This is a genomic window from Ruegeria sp. (assembly GCF_965199275.1).
Classification (GTDB): domain Bacteria; phylum Pseudomonadota; class Alphaproteobacteria; order Rhodobacterales; family Rhodobacteraceae; genus Ruegeria.
In genome coordinates, this window is sequence record NZ_CBDAQX010000035.1 from 1 (window position 1) to 20,711 (window position 20,711).

At 63.2% G+C, this 20,711-nt stretch carries 23 protein-coding genes and 2 pseudogenes; 22 read left to right on the top strand and 3 right to left on the bottom strand.

Annotation, left to right across the window (positions count from 1 at the left end):
- From ACOERD_RS28590 to ACOERD_RS28620, 7 genes are all read left to right on the top strand, one after another.
- Positions 1–390: hypothetical protein (locus ACOERD_RS28590; RefSeq protein ID WP_419741270.1), on the top strand; the 390-nt coding region annotated here is incomplete at its 5' end.
- Between the two features lie 31 nt (positions 391–421).
- A complete protein-coding gene (locus ACOERD_RS28595; RefSeq protein ID WP_419741271.1) occupies positions 422–721 on the top strand; it encodes a hypothetical protein in 300 nt (99 codons plus the stop codon).
- On the top strand, positions 718–1,221 hold the full coding sequence (locus ACOERD_RS28600; RefSeq protein ID WP_419740845.1) for a DUF1833 family protein: 504 nt from the start codon (positions 718–720) through the stop codon (positions 1,219–1,221). Before ACOERD_RS28595 ends, ACOERD_RS28600 begins: the two co-directional genes overlap by 4 nt.
- Before the next feature lie 13 nt (positions 1,222–1,234).
- Entirely contained in the window at positions 1,235–1,699 is a 465-nt protein-coding gene (locus tag ACOERD_RS28605) for a hypothetical protein (protein WP_419740846.1), read from the top strand.
- Positions 1,696–7,308 carry a host specificity factor TipJ family phage tail protein gene (locus ACOERD_RS28610; protein WP_419741272.1) on the top strand — a complete coding sequence of 1,871 codons (5,613 nt, stop codon included), beginning with the start codon at positions 1,696–1,698 and terminating at the stop codon, positions 7,306–7,308. Before ACOERD_RS28605 ends, ACOERD_RS28610 begins: the two co-directional genes overlap by 4 nt.
- 28 nt (positions 7,309–7,336) lie before the next feature.
- Complete coding sequence (locus ACOERD_RS28615) at positions 7,337–8,047, top strand: DUF4376 domain-containing protein (RefSeq protein ID WP_419737949.1); 711 nt, start codon at positions 7,337–7,339, stop codon at positions 8,045–8,047.
- A 45-nt stretch (positions 8,048–8,092) separates the two neighbouring features.
- The gene (locus ACOERD_RS28620) at positions 8,093–8,269 is read left to right on the top strand and encodes a hypothetical protein (protein WP_419737950.1); all 177 of its coding nucleotides are present in this window, start codon (positions 8,093–8,095) and stop codon (positions 8,267–8,269) included.
- Between the two features lie 131 nt (positions 8,270–8,400).
- On the opposite strand, the gene ACOERD_RS28625 is transcribed toward ACOERD_RS28620, so the two are convergent.
- The gene (locus ACOERD_RS28625) at positions 8,401–8,583 is read right to left on the bottom strand and encodes a hypothetical protein (protein WP_419741273.1); all 183 of its coding nucleotides are present in this window, start codon (positions 8,581–8,583) and stop codon (positions 8,401–8,403) included.
- Here ACOERD_RS28625 and ACOERD_RS28630 point away from each other — a divergent pair.
- The 4 genes from ACOERD_RS28630 to ACOERD_RS28645 all read left to right on the top strand — a co-directional run bounded on the left by ACOERD_RS28630 (position 8,576) and on the right by ACOERD_RS28645 (position 12,095).
- Complete coding sequence (locus ACOERD_RS28630; protein WP_419737624.1) at positions 8,576–10,318, top strand: IS1634 family transposase; 1,743 nt, start codon at positions 8,576–8,578, stop codon at positions 10,316–10,318. The genes ACOERD_RS28625 and ACOERD_RS28630 overlap by 8 nt on opposite strands.
- 136 nt (positions 10,319–10,454) lie before the next feature.
- Complete coding sequence (locus tag ACOERD_RS28635) at positions 10,455–10,631, top strand: hypothetical protein (RefSeq protein ID WP_419737950.1); 177 nt, start codon at positions 10,455–10,457, stop codon at positions 10,629–10,631.
- Positions 10,621–11,217: a hypothetical protein gene (locus ACOERD_RS28640; RefSeq protein ID WP_419737951.1), complete on the top strand. Its 597-nt coding sequence runs from the start codon at positions 10,621–10,623 to the stop codon at positions 11,215–11,217. The genes ACOERD_RS28635 and ACOERD_RS28640 overlap by 11 nt, the downstream gene beginning before the upstream one ends.
- Positions 11,218–11,354: 137 nt before the next feature.
- Complete coding sequence (locus ACOERD_RS28645; protein ID WP_419737952.1) at positions 11,355–12,095, top strand: dCTP deaminase; 741 nt, start codon at positions 11,355–11,357, stop codon at positions 12,093–12,095.
- A gap of 163 nt (positions 12,096–12,258) precedes the next feature.
- On the opposite strand, the pseudogene fliI (ACOERD_RS28650) reads toward ACOERD_RS28645, so the two are convergent.
- Positions 12,259–12,621 (bottom strand): annotated as a pseudogene (gene fliI, locus ACOERD_RS28650) (flagellum-specific ATP synthase FliI); the annotation flags it as partial.
- 121 nt (positions 12,622–12,742) lie between these two features.
- On the opposite strand from fliI (ACOERD_RS28650), the gene istA reads away from it, so the two are divergent.
- On the top strand, positions 12,743–14,251 hold the full coding sequence (istA, locus tag ACOERD_RS28655; protein WP_419737605.1) for an IS21 family transposase: 1,509 nt from the start codon (positions 12,743–12,745) through the stop codon (positions 14,249–14,251).
- Positions 14,238–14,969: an IS21-like element helper ATPase IstB gene (gene istB, locus ACOERD_RS28660; protein WP_419737606.1), complete on the top strand. Its 732-nt coding sequence runs from the start codon at positions 14,238–14,240 to the stop codon at positions 14,967–14,969. The genes istA and istB overlap by 14 nt, the downstream gene beginning before the upstream one ends.
- 194 nt (positions 14,970–15,163) lie before the next feature.
- Here istB and fliI (ACOERD_RS28665) read toward each other — a convergent pair.
- Positions 15,164–16,060, bottom strand: a pseudogene (gene fliI, locus ACOERD_RS28665) (flagellum-specific ATP synthase FliI); the annotation flags it as partial.
- Between the two features lie 105 nt (positions 16,061–16,165).
- On the opposite strand from fliI (ACOERD_RS28665), the gene ACOERD_RS28670 reads away from it, so the two are divergent.
- The 9 genes from ACOERD_RS28670 to ACOERD_RS28710 are packed head-to-tail and all read left to right on the top strand — an operon-like array spanning position 16,166 to position 20,710.
- Positions 16,166–16,555, top strand: a complete 390-nt coding sequence (locus ACOERD_RS28670) for a FlgB family protein (RefSeq protein WP_419741274.1) — start codon at positions 16,166–16,168, stop codon at positions 16,553–16,555.
- Between the two features lie 12 nt (positions 16,556–16,567).
- Positions 16,568–16,954 carry a flagellar basal body rod protein FlgC gene (gene flgC, locus ACOERD_RS28675; protein ID WP_170479807.1) on the top strand — a complete coding sequence of 129 codons (387 nt, stop codon included), beginning with the start codon at positions 16,568–16,570 and terminating at the stop codon, positions 16,952–16,954.
- Between the two features lie 12 nt (positions 16,955–16,966).
- Positions 16,967–17,257, top strand: coding sequence for a flagellar hook-basal body complex protein FliE (gene fliE / locus ACOERD_RS28680; RefSeq protein WP_419741275.1), 291 nt, complete (start codon positions 16,967–16,969; stop codon positions 17,255–17,257).
- 3 nt (positions 17,258–17,260) lie between these two features.
- On the top strand, positions 17,261–17,533 hold the full coding sequence (locus ACOERD_RS28685) for a flagellar biosynthetic protein FliQ (protein WP_170379938.1): 273 nt from the start codon (positions 17,261–17,263) through the stop codon (positions 17,531–17,533).
- Positions 17,533–18,243, top strand: a complete 711-nt coding sequence (locus ACOERD_RS28690; RefSeq protein WP_419741276.1) for a flagellar hook-basal body complex protein — start codon at positions 17,533–17,535, stop codon at positions 18,241–18,243. Before ACOERD_RS28685 ends, ACOERD_RS28690 begins: the two co-directional genes overlap by 1 nt.
- A gap of 15 nt (positions 18,244–18,258) precedes the next feature.
- The gene (gene flgG, locus ACOERD_RS28695; RefSeq protein WP_419741277.1) at positions 18,259–19,044 is read left to right on the top strand and encodes a flagellar basal-body rod protein FlgG; all 786 of its coding nucleotides are present in this window, start codon (positions 18,259–18,261) and stop codon (positions 19,042–19,044) included.
- Positions 19,044–19,460 carry a flagellar basal body P-ring formation chaperone FlgA gene (gene flgA / locus ACOERD_RS28700; protein ID WP_419741278.1) on the top strand — a complete coding sequence of 139 codons (417 nt, stop codon included), beginning with the start codon at positions 19,044–19,046 and terminating at the stop codon, positions 19,458–19,460. The genes flgG and flgA overlap by 1 nt, the downstream gene beginning before the upstream one ends.
- Positions 19,460–20,191, top strand: coding sequence for a flagellar basal body L-ring protein FlgH (gene flgH, locus ACOERD_RS28705; protein WP_419741405.1), 732 nt, complete (start codon positions 19,460–19,462; stop codon positions 20,189–20,191). Before flgA ends, flgH begins: the two co-directional genes overlap by 1 nt.
- A 9-nt stretch (positions 20,192–20,200) precedes the next feature.
- Entirely contained in the window at positions 20,201–20,710 is a 510-nt protein-coding gene (locus ACOERD_RS28710) for a flagellar basal body-associated protein FliL (protein ID WP_170689414.1), read from the top strand.
- The last annotated feature ends 1 nt before the right edge of the window (position 20,711 follow it).

The window sequence follows — 20,711 nt, forward strand, 5'->3', positions numbered from 1 at the left end:
GAGGCGGTGCTGACCTCGGCGCAATCGCGGGCCCTGCTGGCGGGGCGCGCGGACAGCCCCGATCAGGCCCGGGCCCAGGCGATCCTGCGCGAGGCGGCGCGCTATCATGCCGGCGGCGTGGCCGGTGTGCCGGGCGTGCCGGGGCTGCGCGGCCACGATATCCCCAGCCTGCGCCTGCCGGGGCGCAGCGGTTCAGAGGCATCAGGGGCCGGGCCGGGACCGCGCGTTGATATCTCGATCGACAATCGCGGCACCGCGCAGCGGGCGGTGGAGGCGCACGCCAGTTTCAGCCCCGATCGCTGGGTGATCGGCCTCGTCGTCGAGGACATCCTCACAAACGGCCCCATCGGCCAGGCCGTCCGCACCACCACCGGGGAGAGCCCCTACTGATGTCCGCCCCCCTCTCTCCCACAAGGCCCGCATGGCCCGCCTATGCACGGATCGACCCGGCCCGGCAGATCCTGCCCGTCACCGTGGTCGAGCGCACCGGCTCCTGGGCAGCCGGGAGGCAGGTATCACGCGCAGCCCCGATGAAGACCTCATCCGGTTCCGCGCCTGGGCCGGGGCCAATGCCCATCGCCCGTTTCGCTTTCCCGACGAGACCGGGGCGCGGGTCATGATGCGCGTGGTGGGCGGGGATGGCGGCATCAGCTACCGCGCGCATGTCTCGCCCGCCGGGCGGCGCAGCTGGGAACTTGAGATGGAGCTGGAAACCACATGAGCAAAGCCGAAAACGCCGCGCGCGCCCGCGCGCGCATTGCCGCAAGCCCGAAAGACAGCCAGTTGGCGGCGCTGGAAATCGCGCACCCGGAGCTTTCCGCCCGGGTGCGCATCATCAATGACGGCCAGAGCCGCGACCGGGTGGTCGGGGGGCGCAAATATATCGCCCTGGGCTTTGAGGCCCGCATCGCCACGGACGCACCCGACCGGGTGCCGGCGGCGGAACTGGCGATTGACAATGTGGGCCGCGAGCTCACCGCCTGGATCGATGGGGCGCGCGCCACCGCCAGCGGCATCCATGGCATCACCGTGCGGGTCATGATCGTCACCGCGCGCGCGGATACCCCCGTTGCCACCCCCGATTATGACGTCACCATGGATGTGCTGCAGATCACCGCCACCAGCCGCAAGGTGACCGCCCGGCTGGGCTTTGATCCGCTCCTGGGCCGCGCGGGTGTAACCCTGCGCCACGATCCCGCCACCTCTCCCGGCCTGTTCTGATGGGGCTGTTCTGATGGAAGCTCAGCTGATGGAGACGCACTGGACAGAGCGCTGGATCGGGCATCGGGCGGAAGATTGCGCCGCGCTGGTCTCGCATGTGCTGCGCGTCGAGTTCGGGTCCGACATCGCCCTGCCCGCCGCGCCGGGCGGCATCCGCGCCAATGACGCGGCCATCCGGGACGCGCTCATGTGTGAAGCCGGGCGCAAAACCGGATGCACAACCGGGCGCGCAACCGAAGGCGGGATCGCCCGGCGCCTGGGTGCGCGCGAGAGGGCGTGCGACGGGGACGGGGTGCTGATGCGCGCGCGCGGACGCCGCGCGGGGCTGGGCCATCACATCGGGCTTTATGCCGACATGACCGAGCCGGCCTGCCTGCACTGGCAACCGGGGCTGGGCACGGTGCTGCACCGGTTGCGCATATTGCCCGCGCGCGGGCTTGTGGTGGTCGGGCTCTATCGCTGGGAGACAGGATCATGACCTCAAAAACACCCTCAAAAACACCCTCGCAAACGCCCTTCAAACCCCCTGTGACGGCCTCTCAGGTCGGCTTTGCAAGCGCCGATCTGTGGCCGCACCCGCTGACCGCGCAGGCCCGGGTGCCGGAGATCATCCTGCCCCTGCCCGCGCGCACCCCTGACGCCCCACCTGAACCCTTGAGCGTGGCCCAGGCGCTGGATCTCGCCTGGCCCGCGCGGGGGTCCCTGCCGGTAAACGTAAGCCTTGACGGGATCGCCCTGCCGCCCGGGGCCTGGGCGCACACGGCCCTGCGCCCCGGCCAGCGCCTCACATTGCGCGCAGCCCTTCAGGGCGATGATTCCAACCCGCTTGCGGCCATCCTGACCATCGCCACCATCGCCATCGGCGGCTGGGCCGCCTCCGCCATCGCCTCAAGCGGCGCGCTTGGTTTTGGGGCCGGCAGCCTGGGGGCACAGGTTGCCGGCGCCCTGGCCGGGGCCGCCATCTCCACCGCCGGCGGGCTGATCATCAACGCGCTGGTGCCCGTGCGCGACGCGGACGGGCTGGACCAGGACGCGCCCGCCCGCCGCGATTATTCGCTGAGCGGCGGTGCCAACCGGGCCCGGCCCTACGCGCCGCTCCTGCTCACCTTCGGACGCCACCGCGTCTTTCCCGATCTCGGCGCAAAACCCTGGACCGAGTTCGAGGATGACGCGCAGTTCCTCAATCTCAGCCTCACATTCGGCCTGGGCAACCTGCATCTGGAGCGCGCCGACCTGCGCATCGGCAACCAGCCGCTGTCGGACTTTCCAGGCGCACAGGCGCAGATCCTGCGCGGGCCCGATCCCACATGGCCTGCCAATGTCGACACCATCCAGGGCGCAGAGCTCGAAGGCCGCCGCCTGATCTCGCGCCGTACAAGCCCCGGCACCAACCGCTTCGATCTCGACATCACCGGGCAGCTCTTCGGTCTGCGCAAACGCTCCGGCAAACCCTACGCTCTCTCCCGCGAGATCGTGATCAGCTATCGCAGGGTGGGCGTGCGCGAGGGCTGGACCCGCCGCCGCGTCACGCTGCGCGCAAATGGCGACAGCCCCCGCGACGGGCTGCGCCGCACCATCCGCATCCACCCCGGGGCGACCGCGCAGTGGGAGGTCCGCGTGCGCCGCCGCACCGCGCCCTCGGGCGCGGATAACGAGATCGACGCGCTGGCCTGGGCCGCGCTGCGCTCCTTCCAGCCCGATACCGCCGACTATAGCGGCCAGACCCGGCTGCGGCTGCGCCTGCCCGCCTCGGCCCAGGCCTCCGGCCAATTGCCCGCCATCCACGCCATCACCCGGCATCTACTGCCCCGCTCGGTCTCGCGCCGCGCCAAACCCCGCGCCACCTCCAACCCGGCCTGGATCCTGCTCGCCTTCCTGCGCGGCGGCTTTCTCTCGGGCCGCCTTGCCTGGGGGCTGGGACTGGCTGACCGGCGCATCGACCTGCCCTCCTTCACCGCCTGGGCCGCCTGGTGCGAGAGGCAGAACCTCACCTGCAATCTCAGCCTCGACCGCCCCGTTCCCTCGGCCCGGATCATCCGCACCATCTGCCAATGCGGGCGGGCCAGCCCCACATGGGCCAGCGGCAAGCTGGGCGTGGTGTGGGACGACCCCGCAACCCCCGCCACCGCGCTCATCACCCCCGGCAATATCATAGCGGGCAGCCTCGAGATCACCTGGTCCGGCGAAAAACCCGCCGATGAGATCGCCGTGCGCTATCTCGACCCGGACGCCGACTGGCAATTCCAGACCCTGCGCCGCACCATGCCGGGCGTCACCACGCCCAAACGCACCGCAACCCTCACGCTGCCGGGCGTCACCACGCCCGCCCAGGCCGCCACCGAAGCCAATCTGCAGGCCGCCCGCCAGCTCTATCACCGCCGCCGTCTCACATGGGAGATGGCCGCCGAAGGGCTCTCCATCGCCCGGGGCGACGTGGTGCGCCTCACCCATTCCCTCATCGATGGCGGCCAGACCGGACGGCTCGTCACGGTCCTGCCGGCTGACGCCGCCAGAAACCTTCCCGAACGCTGGGACCTGGGCCAGAGCTTCGAGATCGCGCAAGACGAGAGCTGGTATGCGATGCTGCGCCTGGGCGATGGTCGCCTCATCACCCGCGCGATCACCGCCGACGGAGCCCTGGTGCGCCCCGCCAGCGCCCTGCCCGATGACTGGCAGCACGAAGAGACGGAGGTGTCGGATGTGCTCTGGCGCGTCTATCCCGGTGACGCCCCGCCCGCGCCCCTGCGCATCGTGGGCTTTGAACCGGTCTCGGCCACGCGCATCCGGCTCGAGGCCATCGACGAGGTGGCCGCCTATCACAACGCCGCCACCGCCGATCTCAGCGCGCCCCTGCCGCTGCCCGCTCCCCAAAGCCCGGCCGTGCTCGATGCCGCGATCACCGATCGGGCGCGCGCCGACGGAACCACCGAAGTGACCCTGCGGCTCACCACATCCGGCCCCTGGCAGGGCGCGACCATCCGCGCCCGCGACAGCCATGGCTGGCGCGTCGTGGCAGACGACCGGCAGGCCGTCACCACATATATCTTCTCAACCGATGATGCCTCCGGCCGCGAGATCGACATCGAGATCACCCCCGGCTCCCGCGCCGCCCCCCTCGGGCCCGTCTTCACCACCACCCATACCCTCATCGGCGACAAAACCGTCCCCATCGCCGCCCCCGAAGGCTTCGGGGTCGAGATGCTGGGCGATGGCGCCCGCCGCTTTACCGCCACCCCGCCCCCTGACGGGCGCGTCGCCGGCTACGCCCTGCGCTACGGGCCCGCGCGCGCTGCGGCCACATGGGAGGCGCTCACCCCGCTCCTGCATGGCCGGATCACCGCCCTGCCGCTCGAGACACGCCTGCCACCCGCCGGGCGCTGGCGCTTTGCGCTCGCCGCCCTGAACAGGGATGGCGTGCCCGGAGAGGCCGCCTTCACCGGCCCCGTCGATCTGGCGGATGCGGTCAAACTGCCCGTCACCCAATATGCGTTCCGCGCCAGCGCCACGCAGAACGCGCCACCCGCCCGCCCGGGGCCTGGCGGCAGCGACAGCGATACCCATCTGCCCGCAGGATGGCAGCGCATACCGGTCAGCCTCACATCCAAGGCCCCCTTCCAGTGGATCACCGAACGCAAGGGCCGCACCGGCGGCGGGCCCTGGACCCGCTGGAGCAGCCCCACGCTCTGGTCCTCCCTGGGAGCGCAGGGCCGGCCCGGACAGGACGGACAGGACGGGCAGGATGGACAGGACGGCGCCAGCGTCGAGCGGCTCTTCACCCGCACCGCCCATGCCACCGCGCCACCGCCGCCGGGGCTGACCGGCTCAGGCACGCAAGAGGCCCCCCATGTCCTGACCACCCCGCTCGGCATCCGGGCGCTCGATATCTTCCCCCTCCTCAAGGGCCTCGACCCGCCGGGCCCGGCCTGGACCGCCACATGGTTCCGCTTCACCGCACCCCGGGGACGCGCCGGCACCTGGCGCATCACCATGGACGGCGCCCCCGACCAGGGCACCGACTGGGCCATCTTCAGCGCCAAGGGCAATGCCGCGCGCCGCGGGGCAGATGATCATCTCGACATCACGCTGAGGGCCGGCGAGCGCTTCACCTTCCGGCTGCTTTTCTACAATCTGCGCTCCCGCGACACCGTCACCGCCATGACCCTCAGCCTCACCCCGCCCGCGCAAACGGGTGAGGCGGCAACAGGGGCGGCAACAGATCCGGCCCAGATGCCCGGCTACACGCCCCCGCCCTGGTCCGCCACGCCCCTGGGTGTCACCGTGGAGCAGCCATATGAATGGATCAGCGAGCGGCGCGGGCGCGCGGGGCTCTGGGGGGCGTTTTCGCGCCCCGCGCTCCTGGGCAGATATGCACGCGACGGCATCCCGGGGGCCGCCGGTCAGCCGGGACGCGACGGCACCGACGGGGACCCGGGCCAGGACGGGCAGCCGGGACGCGACGGGCAGGATGGGCGTGACGGGCAGGATGGCGCTGGGGTCGAGATGATCTTCCGGCGCACCGCCACCCGCCGGGCGCCCGCAAGACCGCAGACAACGCCCGCGCAGTCCAGGGCAAATGATCATGTGCCCCCCGGCTGGTCCGATGATCCCGTCGGGATCACGCGCGACGCGCCCTATCTCTGGGCCAGTCGCCGCACCGGCTCTTCGGGCAACTGGGGCGCGTTTTCGCCACCCGAGCTTTGGGCCCGCTATGCACGCGACGGCGCCCCGGGGCGACCGGGCAGGAAGGGCGATACCGGCGATACCGGCCGGCAGGGGCGACCGGGCCTTGATGGTCCGGGTGTCGAGTTCATCTTTCGCGCCACCAGCACCCCGATCCGCCCCGCCACCCCGCGCACAACAGCCACCCAGCGGCGCCTCGACGATCATGTGCCCGAGGGCTGGGTTGATGATGCCCCTGACGTCAGCGCCGCCAGACCCTATCTCTGGGCCAGCCAGCGCAAAGGCTCCTCCGGCAACTGGGGGGCGTTTTCCCGACCGGTGCAATGGACCAGATATGCACGCGACGGCGCCCCGGGGCGGCCGGGCAGGAAGGGCGATACCGGCGATACCGGCCGGCAGGGGCGACCGGGCAGGAAAGGCGATACCGGCGGCAAGGGAGACAGGGGGGACAAGGGAGACCCCGGCCGCAACGGGCGTGACGGGCGCAACGGCATCAACGGGCGTGATGGCAGCAATGGCGCGCGCGGGGCGGGCAGCTATGCCCGGCGCGTCAGCGCGCGCGGCTGGGTGAACAGCATCGCCGATCGCGCAACCCCCGGCGCCAATGTCACCGGCGATGTGGTCACCCTCACCGACAGCGCCGGAGGCTGGGCCGAAACCCGCGCCTGGACCGGCACCGCATGGCTCCCCGTCACCCATGTCATCAACGGCAATACCGTCATCCCCGGCACGCTGCTGGCCGAGGCCCTCGCCGCCGGCCAGATCGACGGCACCCATCTGCGCGCCGACACCGCGCTCATCACCGGCGGCGTCCAGATCGGCCCCGGCCTCATCACCCTCACCCATCTCGATGACAGCCTCATCGGCGATGTGGCCCGGGGCGCGCGCTGGCGATTGGACGCGTCGGGCAGGGCGCGCACAAGAAAAAACCAGCGCTTCTCCACGCGCCGCAGTGATGGCGGCTCCGATATCGTGGTGCGCAGGGACAGTGCCGACGAGATCATCCGCTACGCGGTCGAGGTCTCGGGCGGCGGGTTCACCCCGCCTTCCTCGTCCTATTGGTACGAACATAGCCGCAACAGCGAGGGTTCAGAATCGGCCGTGGGCACAAGATACAACAGCGCAACCTTCAACGTCCGGCTCGAGGTCCGGCTCGACAATGTCGTCATCCGGACCCTCAGCATCAGCGTCACCACCGGCGCCGCAGGCCGTGCCGTTCTCAGCGGGGTGCTGCCCGCCCGGCTCACCCCGGTCGGCCGGCAGAAAAGGCTCACCCTGCGCGCAACAGGAACCGTACGCACCGGGGGCGCGAGCGTCGCGGGTATCAGAGGCGGCAGCACACGGGTCGCATGGAGTGCTGCCGCATATCTCACCCTCACCGCACGAGAAACCCGCCCCTTCGCCTGATCCCGTCGCCTGACCCAGGATATGACCCATGACACAAAGCCCAGTGACACAAAGCCCAGTGACACAAGACCCCACCGCACAAGACCCCGCGCCACAAACGCTCTCCTACGACGCCTTCGCACAGGCGCTCCTGGCCCTCACCGAGACAGGTCTTGCCCTGCCTCACGACATCCTGCCATGGACCGCTTTCCCCGAAGAGGCCGAGCCCCCGGAGACCATCACCAAAACCATGTGGGACCGCTACACATGGAACCCGCCGCAATTCGCCGCCGCCACACAGCCCGACCCCTATGGCCGCGAAGATGCAAAGGCCGGCGACAAGCCCGCATGGGACAGCCTCACCCGGCACGCCGTGCACCAGGCCTGCGAAGAGGCCCGGCAGCACAAGCACGCCCAACTGGCCGCAGAGCTTGCACGCCGCACCACCTTCACCCACAACGCCCGCACCTGGCAGGGCGATACCAAAAGCGCCGCAGCCATCACCGCCGCCGCCCTGCGCGCCGCCGCAGAACCCAACTGGCCCAAAGACTTCGTCTGGATCGATGCCGCAAACACCCGCGTCCCCATGCGCGCAGAGGACATCACAGCCCTCGCCAAAGCCCTCTCGGCCTGGCAGAGCGCCCGCCGCATCCACGCCCGCACACTCAAGGATGCCATCACCGCCGCCACAACCGCAGAGGCAATCCTTGCCATAAACGTCGCACAAGGATGGCCGGAGCACGCCACCCAGCCCCAATGACGCGCCCGCGCGGATATGCTAAAACACGTACAACGGAGATCGGACATGAGCCAGTACACACCGTCCTCAATGGAATATCTCGCCGCCAGAATCGACGACAAGCGCAAGGAACTCGAGGCGCTCGAGGCGCTCCACAAGACCCTGCTTGAGGCTTTCGGCCGTCGCCTGCCAAATGAAGCCGCCGATCTGGCCCTTTCAGAGATCCTCCTCAATGGCCGCTGACGGGCAGTTCGTCACACGGCTTGTCATGCAGGAGGGCGCGACCAGCAGATTTGAGCCCCGCACCTTCACGCGATGGCTCGGCGTGTTCCTGTCCGACATCGAAGCCATGCTGGGGCCCAGAGATCCCGCCTTCACTGTCCTCGGCATCGAGTTTGTCGATACATGCCATCCTGACTTCCGACCTTTTTGTTGATCTGACTGGGTTTTTGGTTTGTTTTCAGGTGTGGTTGCTCAGAGGCGCGTTGTAGTGCCCCATTATTATAAAAAGTATTGACATGGGCCTTCAGATGGCTAACCTCTTCGCCCATGTTCATCCGCACCAAACATGACGCAAAGCTCAACCGCACACGGATCCAGATCGTTGAATCCGTCCGCACCGGCTCCAAGGTACGCCAGAAGATCCTGCGCCATGTGGGTGTGGCCCATAACGACAGCGAGATTGAGGATATCAAGCGTCTGGCGGGCCGCTTGATGGAGCAATTACGCATTGATCGCTCGCCGCAAATGGAACTGTTCACGCCCACGGAATATGCCGATCTGCAGGCGCTGGTGCGCCGCGCTCCGCGGCCGGACAAGCTTGGCGTTGATCTTGCCGAGTGCCGTGAGGAGGCGCGGGTCTCTCTGGGTCTGCGGGATGTCATGGGGACGATGTATGACCAACTGGGTTGGGGGGCCCTTCTGGGGGCGGCGCGTAAAAGTGCCAATCGCATTGTGAAAGAGCTGGTTATGGCGCGGATCGCACAGCCCGAGAGCAAGCGCGCGACCGTGGAGGCGTTGGAGAACCAGGCAGGCATCACGCTCAATCTGGACGTGGTCTATCGGAGCATGGATTACATCAATACGCCGGTGATAGACGGGATTTGCAAAACCTCTCACGCGGCGGCAGAGAAGTTGCTGGGCGGGCCAGTGACCGTGCTGTTCTACGATTGCACGACCCTGGCCTTTGACACCGAGCGCGAGGACCCGGCCGAGGATGCGGACGGGGTCGAGCAGGATCATCTTCTGGCCAAGGGCTTCAGCAAGGATGGCAAGCATCACCGCGCTCAGGTCATGCTGGCGCTGATCGTCACCTCCGATGGGCTGCCTGTGGGCTATGAACTCTTCCCGGGAAACACCTGGGAAGGTCATACGCTGGAAGCTGCGCTGAAGGCGTTGGAGGGACGCTTCGACGTGGCCAGGGTCACGTTCGTGGCCGATGCCGCCATGCTCAGCAAGGACAACCAGCAGATGTTGCAGAACAAGGGTCTGCCCTACATCCTCGGCTATCGCATGAAGTCCGCCCCGGCCGCCGTGAAGGCGAACATTTTGAGCCCGGAGGGACGCCAGCCTTGGGCTGGACACGGTTCTGAAGAGGCAACCGAGAAGGGCTGGTACAAGGTGATCGACCAGGAGGGAGCGCGGGTCATTGTGACCTGGTCACCCACCCGGGCACGCAATGATGCCCACAAGCGCGACAAGGCAATCGAAAAGCTGCACAAGAAGCTCAAGCGCTCTCGCAAACCCGGCAGCTTCAGCAGCCGGGGATATGGCCGCTTCCTGGCCTTCCCCGACAGCGGGGACGTCACGCTGGATGATGCAAAGATCAAGGCAGCGGCACAATGGGACGGGCTGCATGCCATTGTTGTTCATGGTGCGGACGAACTGGAGGCACAGGACGTCATTGCCCGCTATCACCAGTTGTGGGAGATCGAAGCCTGCTTCCGCACCAACAAGCACGATCTGAAAATCCGGCCCATCTATCACTGGTCGCCGCGTCGGGTCCGGGCCCATATCGCCATCTGCTACATGGCCTTCTGCTGCCTGCAGCACCTGCGCAAGCATCTGGACCTGCTCGGACACCCGATGAGCCCGGCTCGTATCCGCAACGAGTTGAACGCATTGCAGCTCTCGATCCTGCGCCACAAAGGCACCCCTGACCGCTACGGCATGCCAAGCCATGCCACGGTCGATGCCAGACGCATCCTCACCTGCGTCGGCCTGACCTGGAACGAAGCCCCTTTCAAGATACCCCCCGGGCGCACCCGAAAAACTGGCCAGACCAAAGCCTGAGCTCCCTCAACACTCCGAAACAATCGCTGGCGAAAAAAGTCCGTGTAGTGCCTTTTGGCAACCAAGGCATAATAATATCAATGACTTATACGAAAAAATGTCGGAAGTCAGGAAACACGTACAACGGAGATCGGACATGAGCCAGTACACACCGTCCTCAATGGAATATCTCGCCGCCAGAATCGACGACAAGCGCAAGGAACTCGAGGCGCTCGAGGCGCTCCACAAGACCCTGCTTGAGGCTTTCGGCCGTCGCCTGCCAAATGAAGCCGCCGATCTGGCCCTTTCAGAGATCCTCCTCAATGGCCGCTGACGGGCAGTTCGTCACACGGCTTGTCATGCAGGAGGGCGCGACCAGCAGATTTGAGCCCCGCACCTTCACGCGATGGCTCGGCGTGTTCCTGTCCGACATCGAAGCCATGCTGGGGCCCAGAGATCCCGCCTTCACTGTCCTCGGCATCGAGTTTGTCGATACATGCCATGAAATGCCCAAGACATGGTTCCCGGACACCCATCCTCATGGCAAGCATGTCATTGTGCACTTGAACCGGTCCGCAATGCAGGACGGGGCAAGGGCGCGCTGGCAGCTTGCTCACGAATGCGTCCACCTCATTGATCCCGCACAGGGCGTTGCCAGTGTCATGGAGGAAGGCATCGCGACATGGTTCCAGAATACCGCAACCACACGCAGCTTTCACAACGGCAGCGGGCCATATGCAGAAGCCGAACGCCTTGTATCACCCGTGATCAGGGAACTCTGCGAGACCATCAGGTTCCTCAGAACGCAAAACCGCCTGCACCTTGATGATATCGCGCCAGCACACCTTCAGAACCACAACCCGAACTGGTCCGGCGACTTCTGCCGCGCTCTCACCGAGCCGTTTTCTGCGCTGAAGTAATGAGGCTGATCAAAAGCAAAAATGGCAAAACAACAACCCGATTGGGCGCGAAACTGTCGCGGCGAAAATCAACGCGCGGGATTCCATTGTGCGGTCGGGAATGTTAATCTTTCTGCAAGGCAGGAAAAGGCGCAGGCATGGCAATCCTTGGACGAAAAGATATCGGTGACAGAATCGCAACGGGCGCGATCAAAATCGAGCCGTTTGACAAGACTAAAATCGAGCCCGCGAGCTACGATTGTCGAATAGGCGATGTTCTTGCCGCCGGTGCCGGTCGTCATGTCTGGGGAGAGGGCGATGAGTTCATTCTCGAAAGCAACTCTTGGGCGTCTGTATCCTCGGAAGAGTTTTTTGAACTGCCCAACAGCATTTGCGCGTCATACGGCATCCGCTCTGGTCTTGCGAGGAGGGGTGTCATCGCGTTTGGGGGTCCTCAAATCGATCCCGGCTATAAGGGAAAAATTTTTGTTTCCCTATATAATCCGACGCTGGAGCCGATTATTTTGCAATACGGCCAGGTGATCATGTCGGTCATTTTCTATGAGCTATCATCAGAGGACGAGCACGGATATACCGGGCCATATCAAGGGCAAAAGGACTTTCCGTCACAAGATGTCGAATTTATGATGAGAATGCGCAGCCGGAACCTTGCTGATGTTATTGACAACGTTGAAACGCTTGATCACTCGGTCAAAAACCTTGCCAGTAACCTGAAAATCCTGACCTCCGATGTACATGAAATTCGGCAGATTGTGAATGATGCCAAGCCTTGGCTAAAGGTCATCGGCTGGATTTTGGGTGCCGCTGGAGTTGCCGCCGTCGGGTGGATTGTTATGTCACTCCTGCAGAGTTTCTTTGGAACACCCCCCGCGCCCTAGAGTCCTGCTGTACTGCACTGTCAGCAGTGCGCATCCGGTGTGTGACAACAATACTGCCGCACAAAATCCCGATTGAGCACGAAACTGTCGCACCGGAAATCAACGCGAAAATCACATCGATTGGGCGCGAAACTGTCGCGGATTGAGCAATAATTCTGTCGCGCTACACCTCCGGATCGGTTTTGCCAAAGAAGCTGTCTAGCTCATCATGAACACGCACGGCCTGATCCAGCAGCGGGTCCGAACCCTCGGCATAGAGACCGGCCCGGATCATCACTTCGGACTGCTCGTAGCTGCCCACAAGCTTGCGGGTTTCCGAGATCATCTGATTCTGGGCCTCGGTCGCGGCAGCAGGTAGGCTGCGCGACACCGACCTGCTGAGGTCAATCGCAGGGAATCGCCCGCGCTCGGCGATGTCGCGGCTCAGGACGATATGGCCGTCCAGAACCCCGCGCAGGATATCCGCAACGGGTTCGTCCATATCGGAGCCAGCGACCAGAACGCTGAAAACAGCGGTGATGTCGCCGTGCGTGTAGAAAAGCGTGCAATTTTGACCCCCTAAGCGGGGAAATCGGCGTCCAAATTTGACCCCTCCCTATGGTTGTAGACATCCTTTTCATTGAGCAGTCGATGGAGAGGCAAGCGGGATGATTTGCGTGGAAACTATTAGAAAAGTGCGTCGCTTACACCTGATCGAAAAAAAGAGCATCAAGGAAATTTGCCGTTCGCTCAATTTGAGCCGTGCAACGGTTCGAAAGATAATCCGATCGGGAGTGACGGAGTTCAAATATGAGCGCAAATCGCAGCCATACCCGGTGCTCGGGCCTTGGCGCGCGCGTCTGGATGAAACGCTTGAGGAGAACGAGGCGCTTCCGAAGAAACACCGCAAGCGGATGACCAAAATCTGGAAGGAACTCTCCGATGATGGTTTTGGCGGCGGGTATGACAGTGTTCGACGCTACACAAAGAATTGGCGCATTGCGCACGGCCGACAACAGGCGCAGGCGTTCATCCCGCTGATCTTTGATCCTGGGGAGGCGTACCAGTTCGACTGGAGTGTGGAGACGGTTTTGATGGACGGTGCACTCACGACCGTGAAGGTTGCCCATTTCAAACTTTGCCATAGCCGCATGCCATTCTCCATTGCCTATCCGCGCGAGACGCAGGAGATGGTCTTTGATGCCCACGACGAGGCCTTCAAATTCTTTGGTGGAGGCTGCATCAACGGGATCTACGATAACATGACGACCGCCGTCGATGCGATCCTGTCGGGCAAGGAAAGAAAGTTCAACAAGGCATTCTCCCGGATGTGTTCTCATCATCTGGTGAACCCGATCGCCTGTACGCGCGCGGCCGGTTGGGAGAAGGGTCAGGTTGAGAATCTGGTCAAGGAGAGCCGCGCCTATAGTTTTACACCGCGTCTGGAGGTGGCCGACTTCGATGAATTGAATGCCCGGCTGCAAAAAGACGCGATCAAACGCGCAAAAGAACTGCGGCATCCGGAAAACCTGGAGGTGACGGTCTGGGAGGAGTTCCAGCAGGAAAAGCCGCTGCTGACGCATCTGCAGAAGCCCTTCGTCGGGTTCCGTGAAAAGACGGTCGCCGTGAGCCGAACCTGCCTGATCAACTTCGAAAGAAACAAATACAGCGTTGAGGCAAGAGCTGTTGGACGTCAGGTCCAGTTGCAGGTCTACGCCACGCGGATTGTCCTGCGCCAAGACGGTGAGATTGTCGGAGAGCACGAACGGTGCTTCGGCCGAGGAAAAACGATCTTCAACCCTTGGCACTATGTGCCCGTCCTCAAGCGCAAGCCTGGCGCTCTGCGCAATGGAGCACCGTTCCGTGACTGGGACCTACCACCGGCAATGACGCAGATCTGGACCCATCTGCGGGGCACATCCGACGGAGACCGGCAACTTGCCGATATTCTTTTCGCTGCTTACCAGCACGACATTGATGTGGTCGAGGCTGCCTGCGAAGAAGCTCTAAAATCTGGCCTGCGCAAGGCCGATGCGATCCTGAACATTGTCTCTCGGCGCACCAATCCCCCGCCGCCAAAGGCGATTGAGCCGCCTGCCCACCTGCAGCTGAAAATGGCACCGATCGCGGATTGCGCTCGCTATGACAGGCTTGGAGGCTCCCATGCAACTGCGTAAGGAAATTCTCGAACTTGCCCGTCAACTGAAGTTGCCAGGCATCGTCAACTGCTTTGACGAAGTGATGCAGGCCGCAGCCAAAAACAACTGGCGGCCCCAACAGGTCGTGGCCGAACTCCTCACGGCCGAACTGGCCGAAAAGACTGCGCGCTCGATCCGGTATCAGATGGGTGCCGCAAAGTTCCCGGTCTGCAAGTCCTTACCTGAGTTCGACTTCACGGTCAGCCCCGTCAACGAGGAAGTCGTGCGCAATCTTCATGACGGCGATTTTATGGACCAGGCCAGGAATGGCGTGCTGGTCGGTGGAACCGGATCGGGCAAAACGCATCTCGCAACAGCGATCGGGGGCCACGCGGTCAATAACCGCCGGCGGGTCAGGTTCTTCAGCGCTGTGGATCTCGCGAACAAGCTGGAGGCTGAACATCGCGAAGGCAACGCCGGGCGGCTCAGCGAGCAGCTGATCCGCGTCGACCTCGTGATTATAGACGAACTCGGTTATCTGCCGTTCGCAGAGTCTGGTGGACGATTACTCTTCCATCTCATCAGCAAACTGTACGAGCGAACGTCTATTCTGCTAACAACCAACCTCGCATTTGCTGAATGGCCGAGTGTGTTCACAGATGCCAAAATGACCACTGCTCTCCTGGATCGACTGACACACCATTGCGATATCATCGAAACCGGGAACGAAAGCTGGCGAATTAACCACCGCGACTAACCTCGAAATCGGGGAATAAATTCAAAACAGACAGCAGGTCAAACCTTCAGTCGAGCTACGCTCTCTTTTCGGTTTGACCTGCTGTCCACCCCCTCCTGAATCAACCTAAACACGACCCCCTCAACGCCCCTCTTAGCTCCAAGGGGGGGCAAATTTGGACGCCGATGGGGGGTCATTATTCAATGCCGATTGACACCGTGCGCCTGTGTGCCCGGACCGGCGCGCTCACACAGATTAGCGATCAAAGGGGTCACCGACGGTGGGAACCCGCGCAGCGAGGGGGATTCCCCCATCGCCACGGCGATTTCACGATGCGCCTCGGCAAAGCGCGTGACCGAATCGGCCAGGAACAACACATTGAGGCCCTGATCGCGAAGATACTCGGCCACCGACATCGTCGACCACGCGCAGCGGCGACGGGCCAGAGCGGACTGATCCGAAGTCGCCGCCACCACAACCGCGCGTTTCATCGTCTCGGGCCCCATCGCATGGGTCACGAATTCATTCACCTCGCGCCCGCGTTCCCCGACCAGAGCCACGACAACCGCATCCGCCTGCATCGACCGGGCCAGAGTCGCCAGCAGCGTCGATTTCCCGACGCCCGAGCCAGCGAAAAGGCCAACGCGCTGGCCCTGCACGATGGGCAGCATGGTGTTGAGCAAAGACAGACCCGTGGCCATCCGTTTACCCAGAGGCTTGCGCTCTACGGCGGGCGGAGGAGGTTGTACAATGTCCCGCGCGTGCGCCCCCGGCAGCAGCGGTTTTCCGTCCAGCGCCCGGCCAAACGGGTCAATGACCCGACCCAACCAATGCATCCCGGGCGCAAAATCGGGTGAGGCCTTCAGGCTCACACGGTCGCCAAGGCTGACGCCATCGGGCGCAGAGCCGGGAATCATGTGGATATGCTTGGCCCCCACATGCAGAACTTCGCCCTCAAGATCGGGACCCGCGCGACGGTGTAGCGTCAAAAGGTCACCGATTCGCGCGTGTTCGGTCAGGCCGCTGACCTCGATCACCCCATGCGCCACGCCGGACACAAGGCCCACATGGCGCACCGCGGACAGCCTGTCGAATTCGTATTTCAGAAGCATCGGATCGAGATCGGACATTGTGGGTTCTCCAACTGGGTTCTGAAAACGGTTTCTAAAGGAATCGGGGTTAAGCCTTGATTGAAATTGATCGAGGGAGAAGCCCCGATGTTCTCTGACCTGAACGTCTTTAAGACAGCATACGCAATGGCAACCCATGCCGGACAACGGCAGGCGGTCGTTGCGCGCAACATGGCCAACGCTGATACGCCGGGCTACCAGCCCCGCGATATCGAGGCCTTCAAAACCGCATTCGAAAACACCTCAGCCAAGACCGAAATGACCGCCACCCGGCAGGCTCATCTGAACGGCAGCAGCCCATCCGGGCAGACATGGGCCGAGTATGAGGCTGAGCCGCACGGTGATCCCAATGGCAATGGCGTTTCGCTGGAAGGCGAGATGCTCAAAGCGATTGAGGTCAAGCGCCAGCATGACCGTGCCTTGGCGATCTATCGCTCGTCCATTGGCATTCTGCGCACCAGCCTGGGCCGCGGGTAAGGAGCGTTTGATATGAGCGATTTTTCCCATTCCCTATCCGCCTCGGCCAGCGCGTTGCGCGCGCAGGCAGCCCGGTTGCGGCACGTGTCCGAGAACATCTCGAACGCGGATACGCCCGGATACCGGCGCAAAACCGTCCCGTTTGAGACGGTTCAGCAGGATGGCAAGGCAATGGTGCAGGCGGGCCGTGTGCAGCTGGATCGCCGCGACCTGTCGCGCATTCACGATCCAAGCCACCCGCTTGCGGATGAAAGCGGGCACTACCTCGGCTCGAATGTCGATCTGATGATCGAGATCGCCGACGCGCGTGAGGCCCAGCGCAGTTACGAGGCCAACCTCAAGATGTTCGATCAGACGCGGCAGATGTCGTCGTCCCTTATGGAATTGCTTAGAAAATAAAGGAGAGCCAGAATGGATATCCGATCCCTGACCGCCGCACAGAACTACACGGTGGCCCGACCTGCAACGCAGGCCAATCCCGACCATGCAGGCATGGCACAGGGCCTGCGTTCAACGTTTCAGGACTTTGCCACAACCCTCAAGCAAAGCGAGCAGATATCGCAGGCCGCGATGACCGGGCAGGCCGATCCGCATGCGCTGGTGCAGGCTCTGGCCCAGACTGAACTTGCGGTCGAAACGGCCGTGATCGTCCGCAACAAGGTGGTCGAGGCCTATCAGGAAATCCTGAGAATGCCGGTCTGAGCCATGCTGAGCGAAGGCCTTTTCTACGACATCGTCCGCCAGGCGCTTTGGGTCGCGGTGATCACCTCGGTCCCGATCCTGACGGTGGCGCTGATCTCGGGCCTGATCGTGGGCCTGTTTCAGGCCCTCACCTCGGTGCAGGAGATGACGTTGACTTTCGTGCCCAAACTGATCGCCATCGTCGTCGTGTTCTGGATTTCGATGGGGTTCATGACCCAGACACTTGTCACGTTTTTCACGGGAACCCTGGTTCCGCTGATCGCAGGAGGTCGCTGATGGATACCGCCTATGTCACCTTGTCCCGCCAATCCGGGCTGATGAATGAAATGCGGCTGGTGGCGAACAATATCGCCAATGCCAACACCACCGGCTATCGCGCGCAGGGGTTGGTGTTCTCGGAGTTCGTCCGCGACATGCCGGGTAATCCGTCCCTATCCATGAGCCGGGCCGAAGCGCGCAATACCTCTCAGCGGCAAGGGGTCTTGACCGAAACCGGAGGGCAGTTCGACTTTGCCATCGAAGGGGACGGCTTCTTCATGGTGGAAACACCCGAAGGCAACCGCCTGACCCGTGCGGGCAGTTTCTCCCCCAATGCCGAGGGCGACCTAGTCGCACCGGATGGTGCGCGGGTATTGGACAGCAATGGCTCGCCGGTTTTCATCCCGCCCGATGCGGCCTCGATTGATGTGGGCAGCGACGGCACGCTCAGTGTCGAAGGGCAATTGCTGGGTCAGATCGGGGTCTACCGCGTCGAAGACCTCAAGGATCTGGTGCGGGAGGGCAATACGCGGTTCAGCACGACCGGCAATATTGACCCAGTTGATGAGCCGGTTGTCCTGCACCGATTTCTCGAAGGGTCGAATGTCAACGCCATCGCTCAGGTGACTCGGCTGATCGAAATCCAGCGCGCTTACGAATTGGGTCAGAGCTTTCTCGAAACCGAACATGAACGGGTACGCGGCGCGCTCAAAGCGCTGATGCGCTAAGAAAGGAGACATCCCATGCGGGCATTGAAAATCGCGGCGACGGGTATGACCGCGCAGCAAATGCGGGTCGAGACGATCTCGAACAACCTCGCGAATATGAACACCACTGGATACAACGCGCGCCGGGCCGAGTTCGCGGACCTGCACTACCAACAGATGGCACGGGCCGGGGCGGTAAATGCCTCAGACGGGACGGTGCTGCCAACGGGTATTCAGCCGGGTCTGGGCGTGCGCCCGGCCGCTGTAACTGTGCAACTGGCACAAGGGGCCGTGTCGGCGACAGGGAATGATCTGGACGTGGCCATCGAAGGACGCGGCTATCTTGAGGTGACGCTGCCAAACGGTCAGGCCGCTTATACGCGCGATGGCAGTCTGAAACGCTCGGCCGAAGGGCTGATTGTGACATCGGACGGGTTCGCCGTCTCACCCGAGATCACAATCCCCGACGATGCGCGGTCCATTTCGATCAACGCGTCGGGCGAGGTCTATGCCTATTTCGACGATGCGCCCGAAGGCCAACGCCTGGGTGAGTTCATCTTGACCAGTTTCTCAAACGCCAAGGGTCTAGAGGCCATTGGCAGCAACCTGTTCAAAGAGACCGAGGCCTCCGGCGCACCGGTACAGGGCGTACCGGGCGAGGACGGATTGGGCACTTTGCGGCAAGGGTATCTTGAGGACAGCTCGGTCGATGCTGTGCGCGAGGTGACGGAACTGATCGAGGCCCAGCGGGGCTATGAGATGAACGCCAAGGTCATCACCGCCGTCGATCAGATGATGAGCGCAACGACGCAGGTGCGCTGATGCGTGTGTTGCTGCTTGGCCTGACCCTAATGGCGCCGGTTGGGGCCCTTGCCGAGATTGTGGTGCCGACCCGGGCGATCCGCGCGAAAGAGATCATCTCGCCCTCAGATCTTGAGACAAAGCCCCGTGACCTGCCGGGGGCTGTAACTGATCCGAATGCGCTGATCGGGCAGGAGGCCCGCGTCGCGCTCTATCCCGGCCGCCCCATTCGCGCGGAGGATGTCGGCCCACCCGCGCTTGTAGATCGCAATGATCTGGTCGTTCTGGTGTTCAGCAGCCGGCCGCTGTCGATCACCACCGAAGGCCGCGCGCTGGGCCGGGGCGCAGTGGGGGACCGGATTCGAGTAATGAACCTGTCCTCGCGGACAACAGTGACGGGCCTTATCCGGTCTGATGGTCAAATCGAGGTAAAATGATGTCTGGATTGTCAAAACCCCTTCTTCTTGCGGTACTTACGATTTCGGCCTGCGGGCGACTGGATCACCTGGGTAAACCGCCCAGCTTCACCCCGACCGAGGATTCGCCGGAACAGGTGGCGATGCTGTGGCCGGGCCTGCCCTTACATACTCAACCGCAGCGCACGGTGGATCGCTCGTCGCTCTGGAGTGGGGGGCAGCAGTCGCTGCTTGGTGACCAGAGGGCCATCAAGAAAGGCGATATCCTGACCGTCGTGATTGAGCTGGACGAAGAGGCTGAGATCTCCAACAACACCAACAGGTCGCGGTCAGGATCTGAAAACCTGTCAGTGCCGAACCTGTTCGGATTGCCGCAAAGGGCACAAGACAAACTGCCCGAAGGGGCCTCGTTCGACGAGGCCGTTGGGATCGAATCTGAGGCCTCAAGCTCCGGCCGCGGGTCGGTACGGCGGAATGAAAAACTGACCCTGCGCGTGGCCGCGACGGTGATTGATGTGCTGCCGAACGGAGTTCTGTCGATCTCGGGCGCGCAAGAGCTGCGCGTGAATTTCGAACTGCGAGAGCTATTGGTTGCGGGTTATGTGCGCCCGCAGGACATCTCGCGCAAGAATGAGATTACCTATGACAAGATCGCCTCGGCGCGTGTGTCCTATGGTGGTCGCGGGCAGATCACAGATGTGCAACAGCCGCGCTACGGCCAGCAGATCCTCGATACCGTTTTGCCGTTTTAAGGGGCTCTCATGATTAAAAAACTGCTTCCCGTAATCTTTCTGATCATTGGCACGAGCGCCGGCATCGGCGCCGGGACCTTCCTTGGGTCCGGTGAAACGAAGAAAGAGACCGAGGGGCCTGAAAAGGTTGAAAAGGCGAAAAAGGAAACAAAGGAAAAGCATGCCAAGGATAAGGAGAAAAAGGGTGAGGGCGAAGGCTTCGAATACCTCAAGCTCACCAAGCAATTTGTCGTGCCGATTGTGGAGGATGAGGAGATCTCAGCCCTCGTCACCATGTCCCTGAGCCTTGAGGCAAACTCGGCCATCACCGAAACCTTCTACGCGATCGAGCCAAAGCTGCGGGACGGTTTTCTGCAAGTGCTGTTCGATCACGCCAATACCGGAGGGTTCGACGGTGCTTTCACGCATTCCGACAACCTCGGCACCTTGCGAAAATCTCTGCTTGAGGTGGCGAAGAAGGATCTAGGTGACGATGTCTCCAAGGTCCTGATCATGAGTGTCAGCCGCCAAGATACCTGAG

Excerpts from the sequence above, each read along its gene's own strand:
- ACOERD_RS28615 (WP_419737949.1), top strand. The coding sequence starts at position 7,337 with ATGACACAAAGCCCAGTGACACAAAGCCCAGTGACACAAGACCCCACC.
- flgG (WP_419741277.1), top strand. The coding sequence starts at position 18,259 with ATGCGGGCATTGAAAATCGCGGCGACGGGTATGACCGCGCAGCAAATG.
- ACOERD_RS28625 (WP_419741273.1), bottom strand. The coding sequence starts at position 8,583 with ATGAACATGGGCGAAGAGGTTAGCCATCTGAAGGCCCATGTCAATACT.
- flgA (WP_419741278.1), top strand. The coding sequence starts at position 19,044 with ATGCGTGTGTTGCTGCTTGGCCTGACCCTAATGGCGCCGGTTGGGGCC.
- flgC (WP_170479807.1), top strand. The coding sequence starts at position 16,568 with ATGAGCGATTTTTCCCATTCCCTATCCGCCTCGGCCAGCGCGTTGCGC.
- ACOERD_RS28595 (WP_419741271.1), top strand. The coding sequence starts at position 422 with ATGGCCCGCCTATGCACGGATCGACCCGGCCCGGCAGATCCTGCCCGT.
- ACOERD_RS28635 (WP_419737950.1), top strand. The coding sequence starts at position 10,455 with ATGAGCCAGTACACACCGTCCTCAATGGAATATCTCGCCGCCAGAATC.
- fliE (WP_419741275.1), top strand. The coding sequence starts at position 16,967 with ATGGATATCCGATCCCTGACCGCCGCACAGAACTACACGGTGGCCCGA.
- ACOERD_RS28630 (WP_419737624.1), top strand. The coding sequence starts at position 8,576 with ATGTTCATCCGCACCAAACATGACGCAAAGCTCAACCGCACACGGATC.
- ACOERD_RS28640 (WP_419737951.1), top strand. The coding sequence starts at position 10,621 with ATGGCCGCTGACGGGCAGTTCGTCACACGGCTTGTCATGCAGGAGGGC.
- ACOERD_RS28685 (WP_170379938.1), top strand. The coding sequence starts at position 17,261 with ATGCTGAGCGAAGGCCTTTTCTACGACATCGTCCGCCAGGCGCTTTGG.
- ACOERD_RS28670 (WP_419741274.1), top strand. The coding sequence starts at position 16,166 with ATGTTCTCTGACCTGAACGTCTTTAAGACAGCATACGCAATGGCAACC.
- ACOERD_RS28645 (WP_419737952.1), top strand. The coding sequence starts at position 11,355 with ATGGCAATCCTTGGACGAAAAGATATCGGTGACAGAATCGCAACGGGC.
- ACOERD_RS28605 (WP_419740846.1), top strand. The coding sequence starts at position 1,235 with ATGGAAGCTCAGCTGATGGAGACGCACTGGACAGAGCGCTGGATCGGG.
- ACOERD_RS28600 (WP_419740845.1), top strand. The coding sequence starts at position 718 with ATGAGCAAAGCCGAAAACGCCGCGCGCGCCCGCGCGCGCATTGCCGCA.
- flgH (WP_419741405.1), top strand. The coding sequence starts at position 19,460 with ATGTCTGGATTGTCAAAACCCCTTCTTCTTGCGGTACTTACGATTTCG.
- ACOERD_RS28610 (WP_419741272.1), top strand. The coding sequence starts at position 1,696 with ATGACCTCAAAAACACCCTCAAAAACACCCTCGCAAACGCCCTTCAAA.
- ACOERD_RS28690 (WP_419741276.1), top strand. The coding sequence starts at position 17,533 with ATGGATACCGCCTATGTCACCTTGTCCCGCCAATCCGGGCTGATGAAT.
- ACOERD_RS28710 (WP_170689414.1), top strand. The coding sequence starts at position 20,201 with ATGATTAAAAAACTGCTTCCCGTAATCTTTCTGATCATTGGCACGAGC.
- istA (WP_419737605.1), top strand. The coding sequence starts at position 12,743 with ATGATTTGCGTGGAAACTATTAGAAAAGTGCGTCGCTTACACCTGATC.
- istB (WP_419737606.1), top strand. The coding sequence starts at position 14,238 with ATGCAACTGCGTAAGGAAATTCTCGAACTTGCCCGTCAACTGAAGTTG.
- ACOERD_RS28620 (WP_419737950.1), top strand. The coding sequence starts at position 8,093 with ATGAGCCAGTACACACCGTCCTCAATGGAATATCTCGCCGCCAGAATC.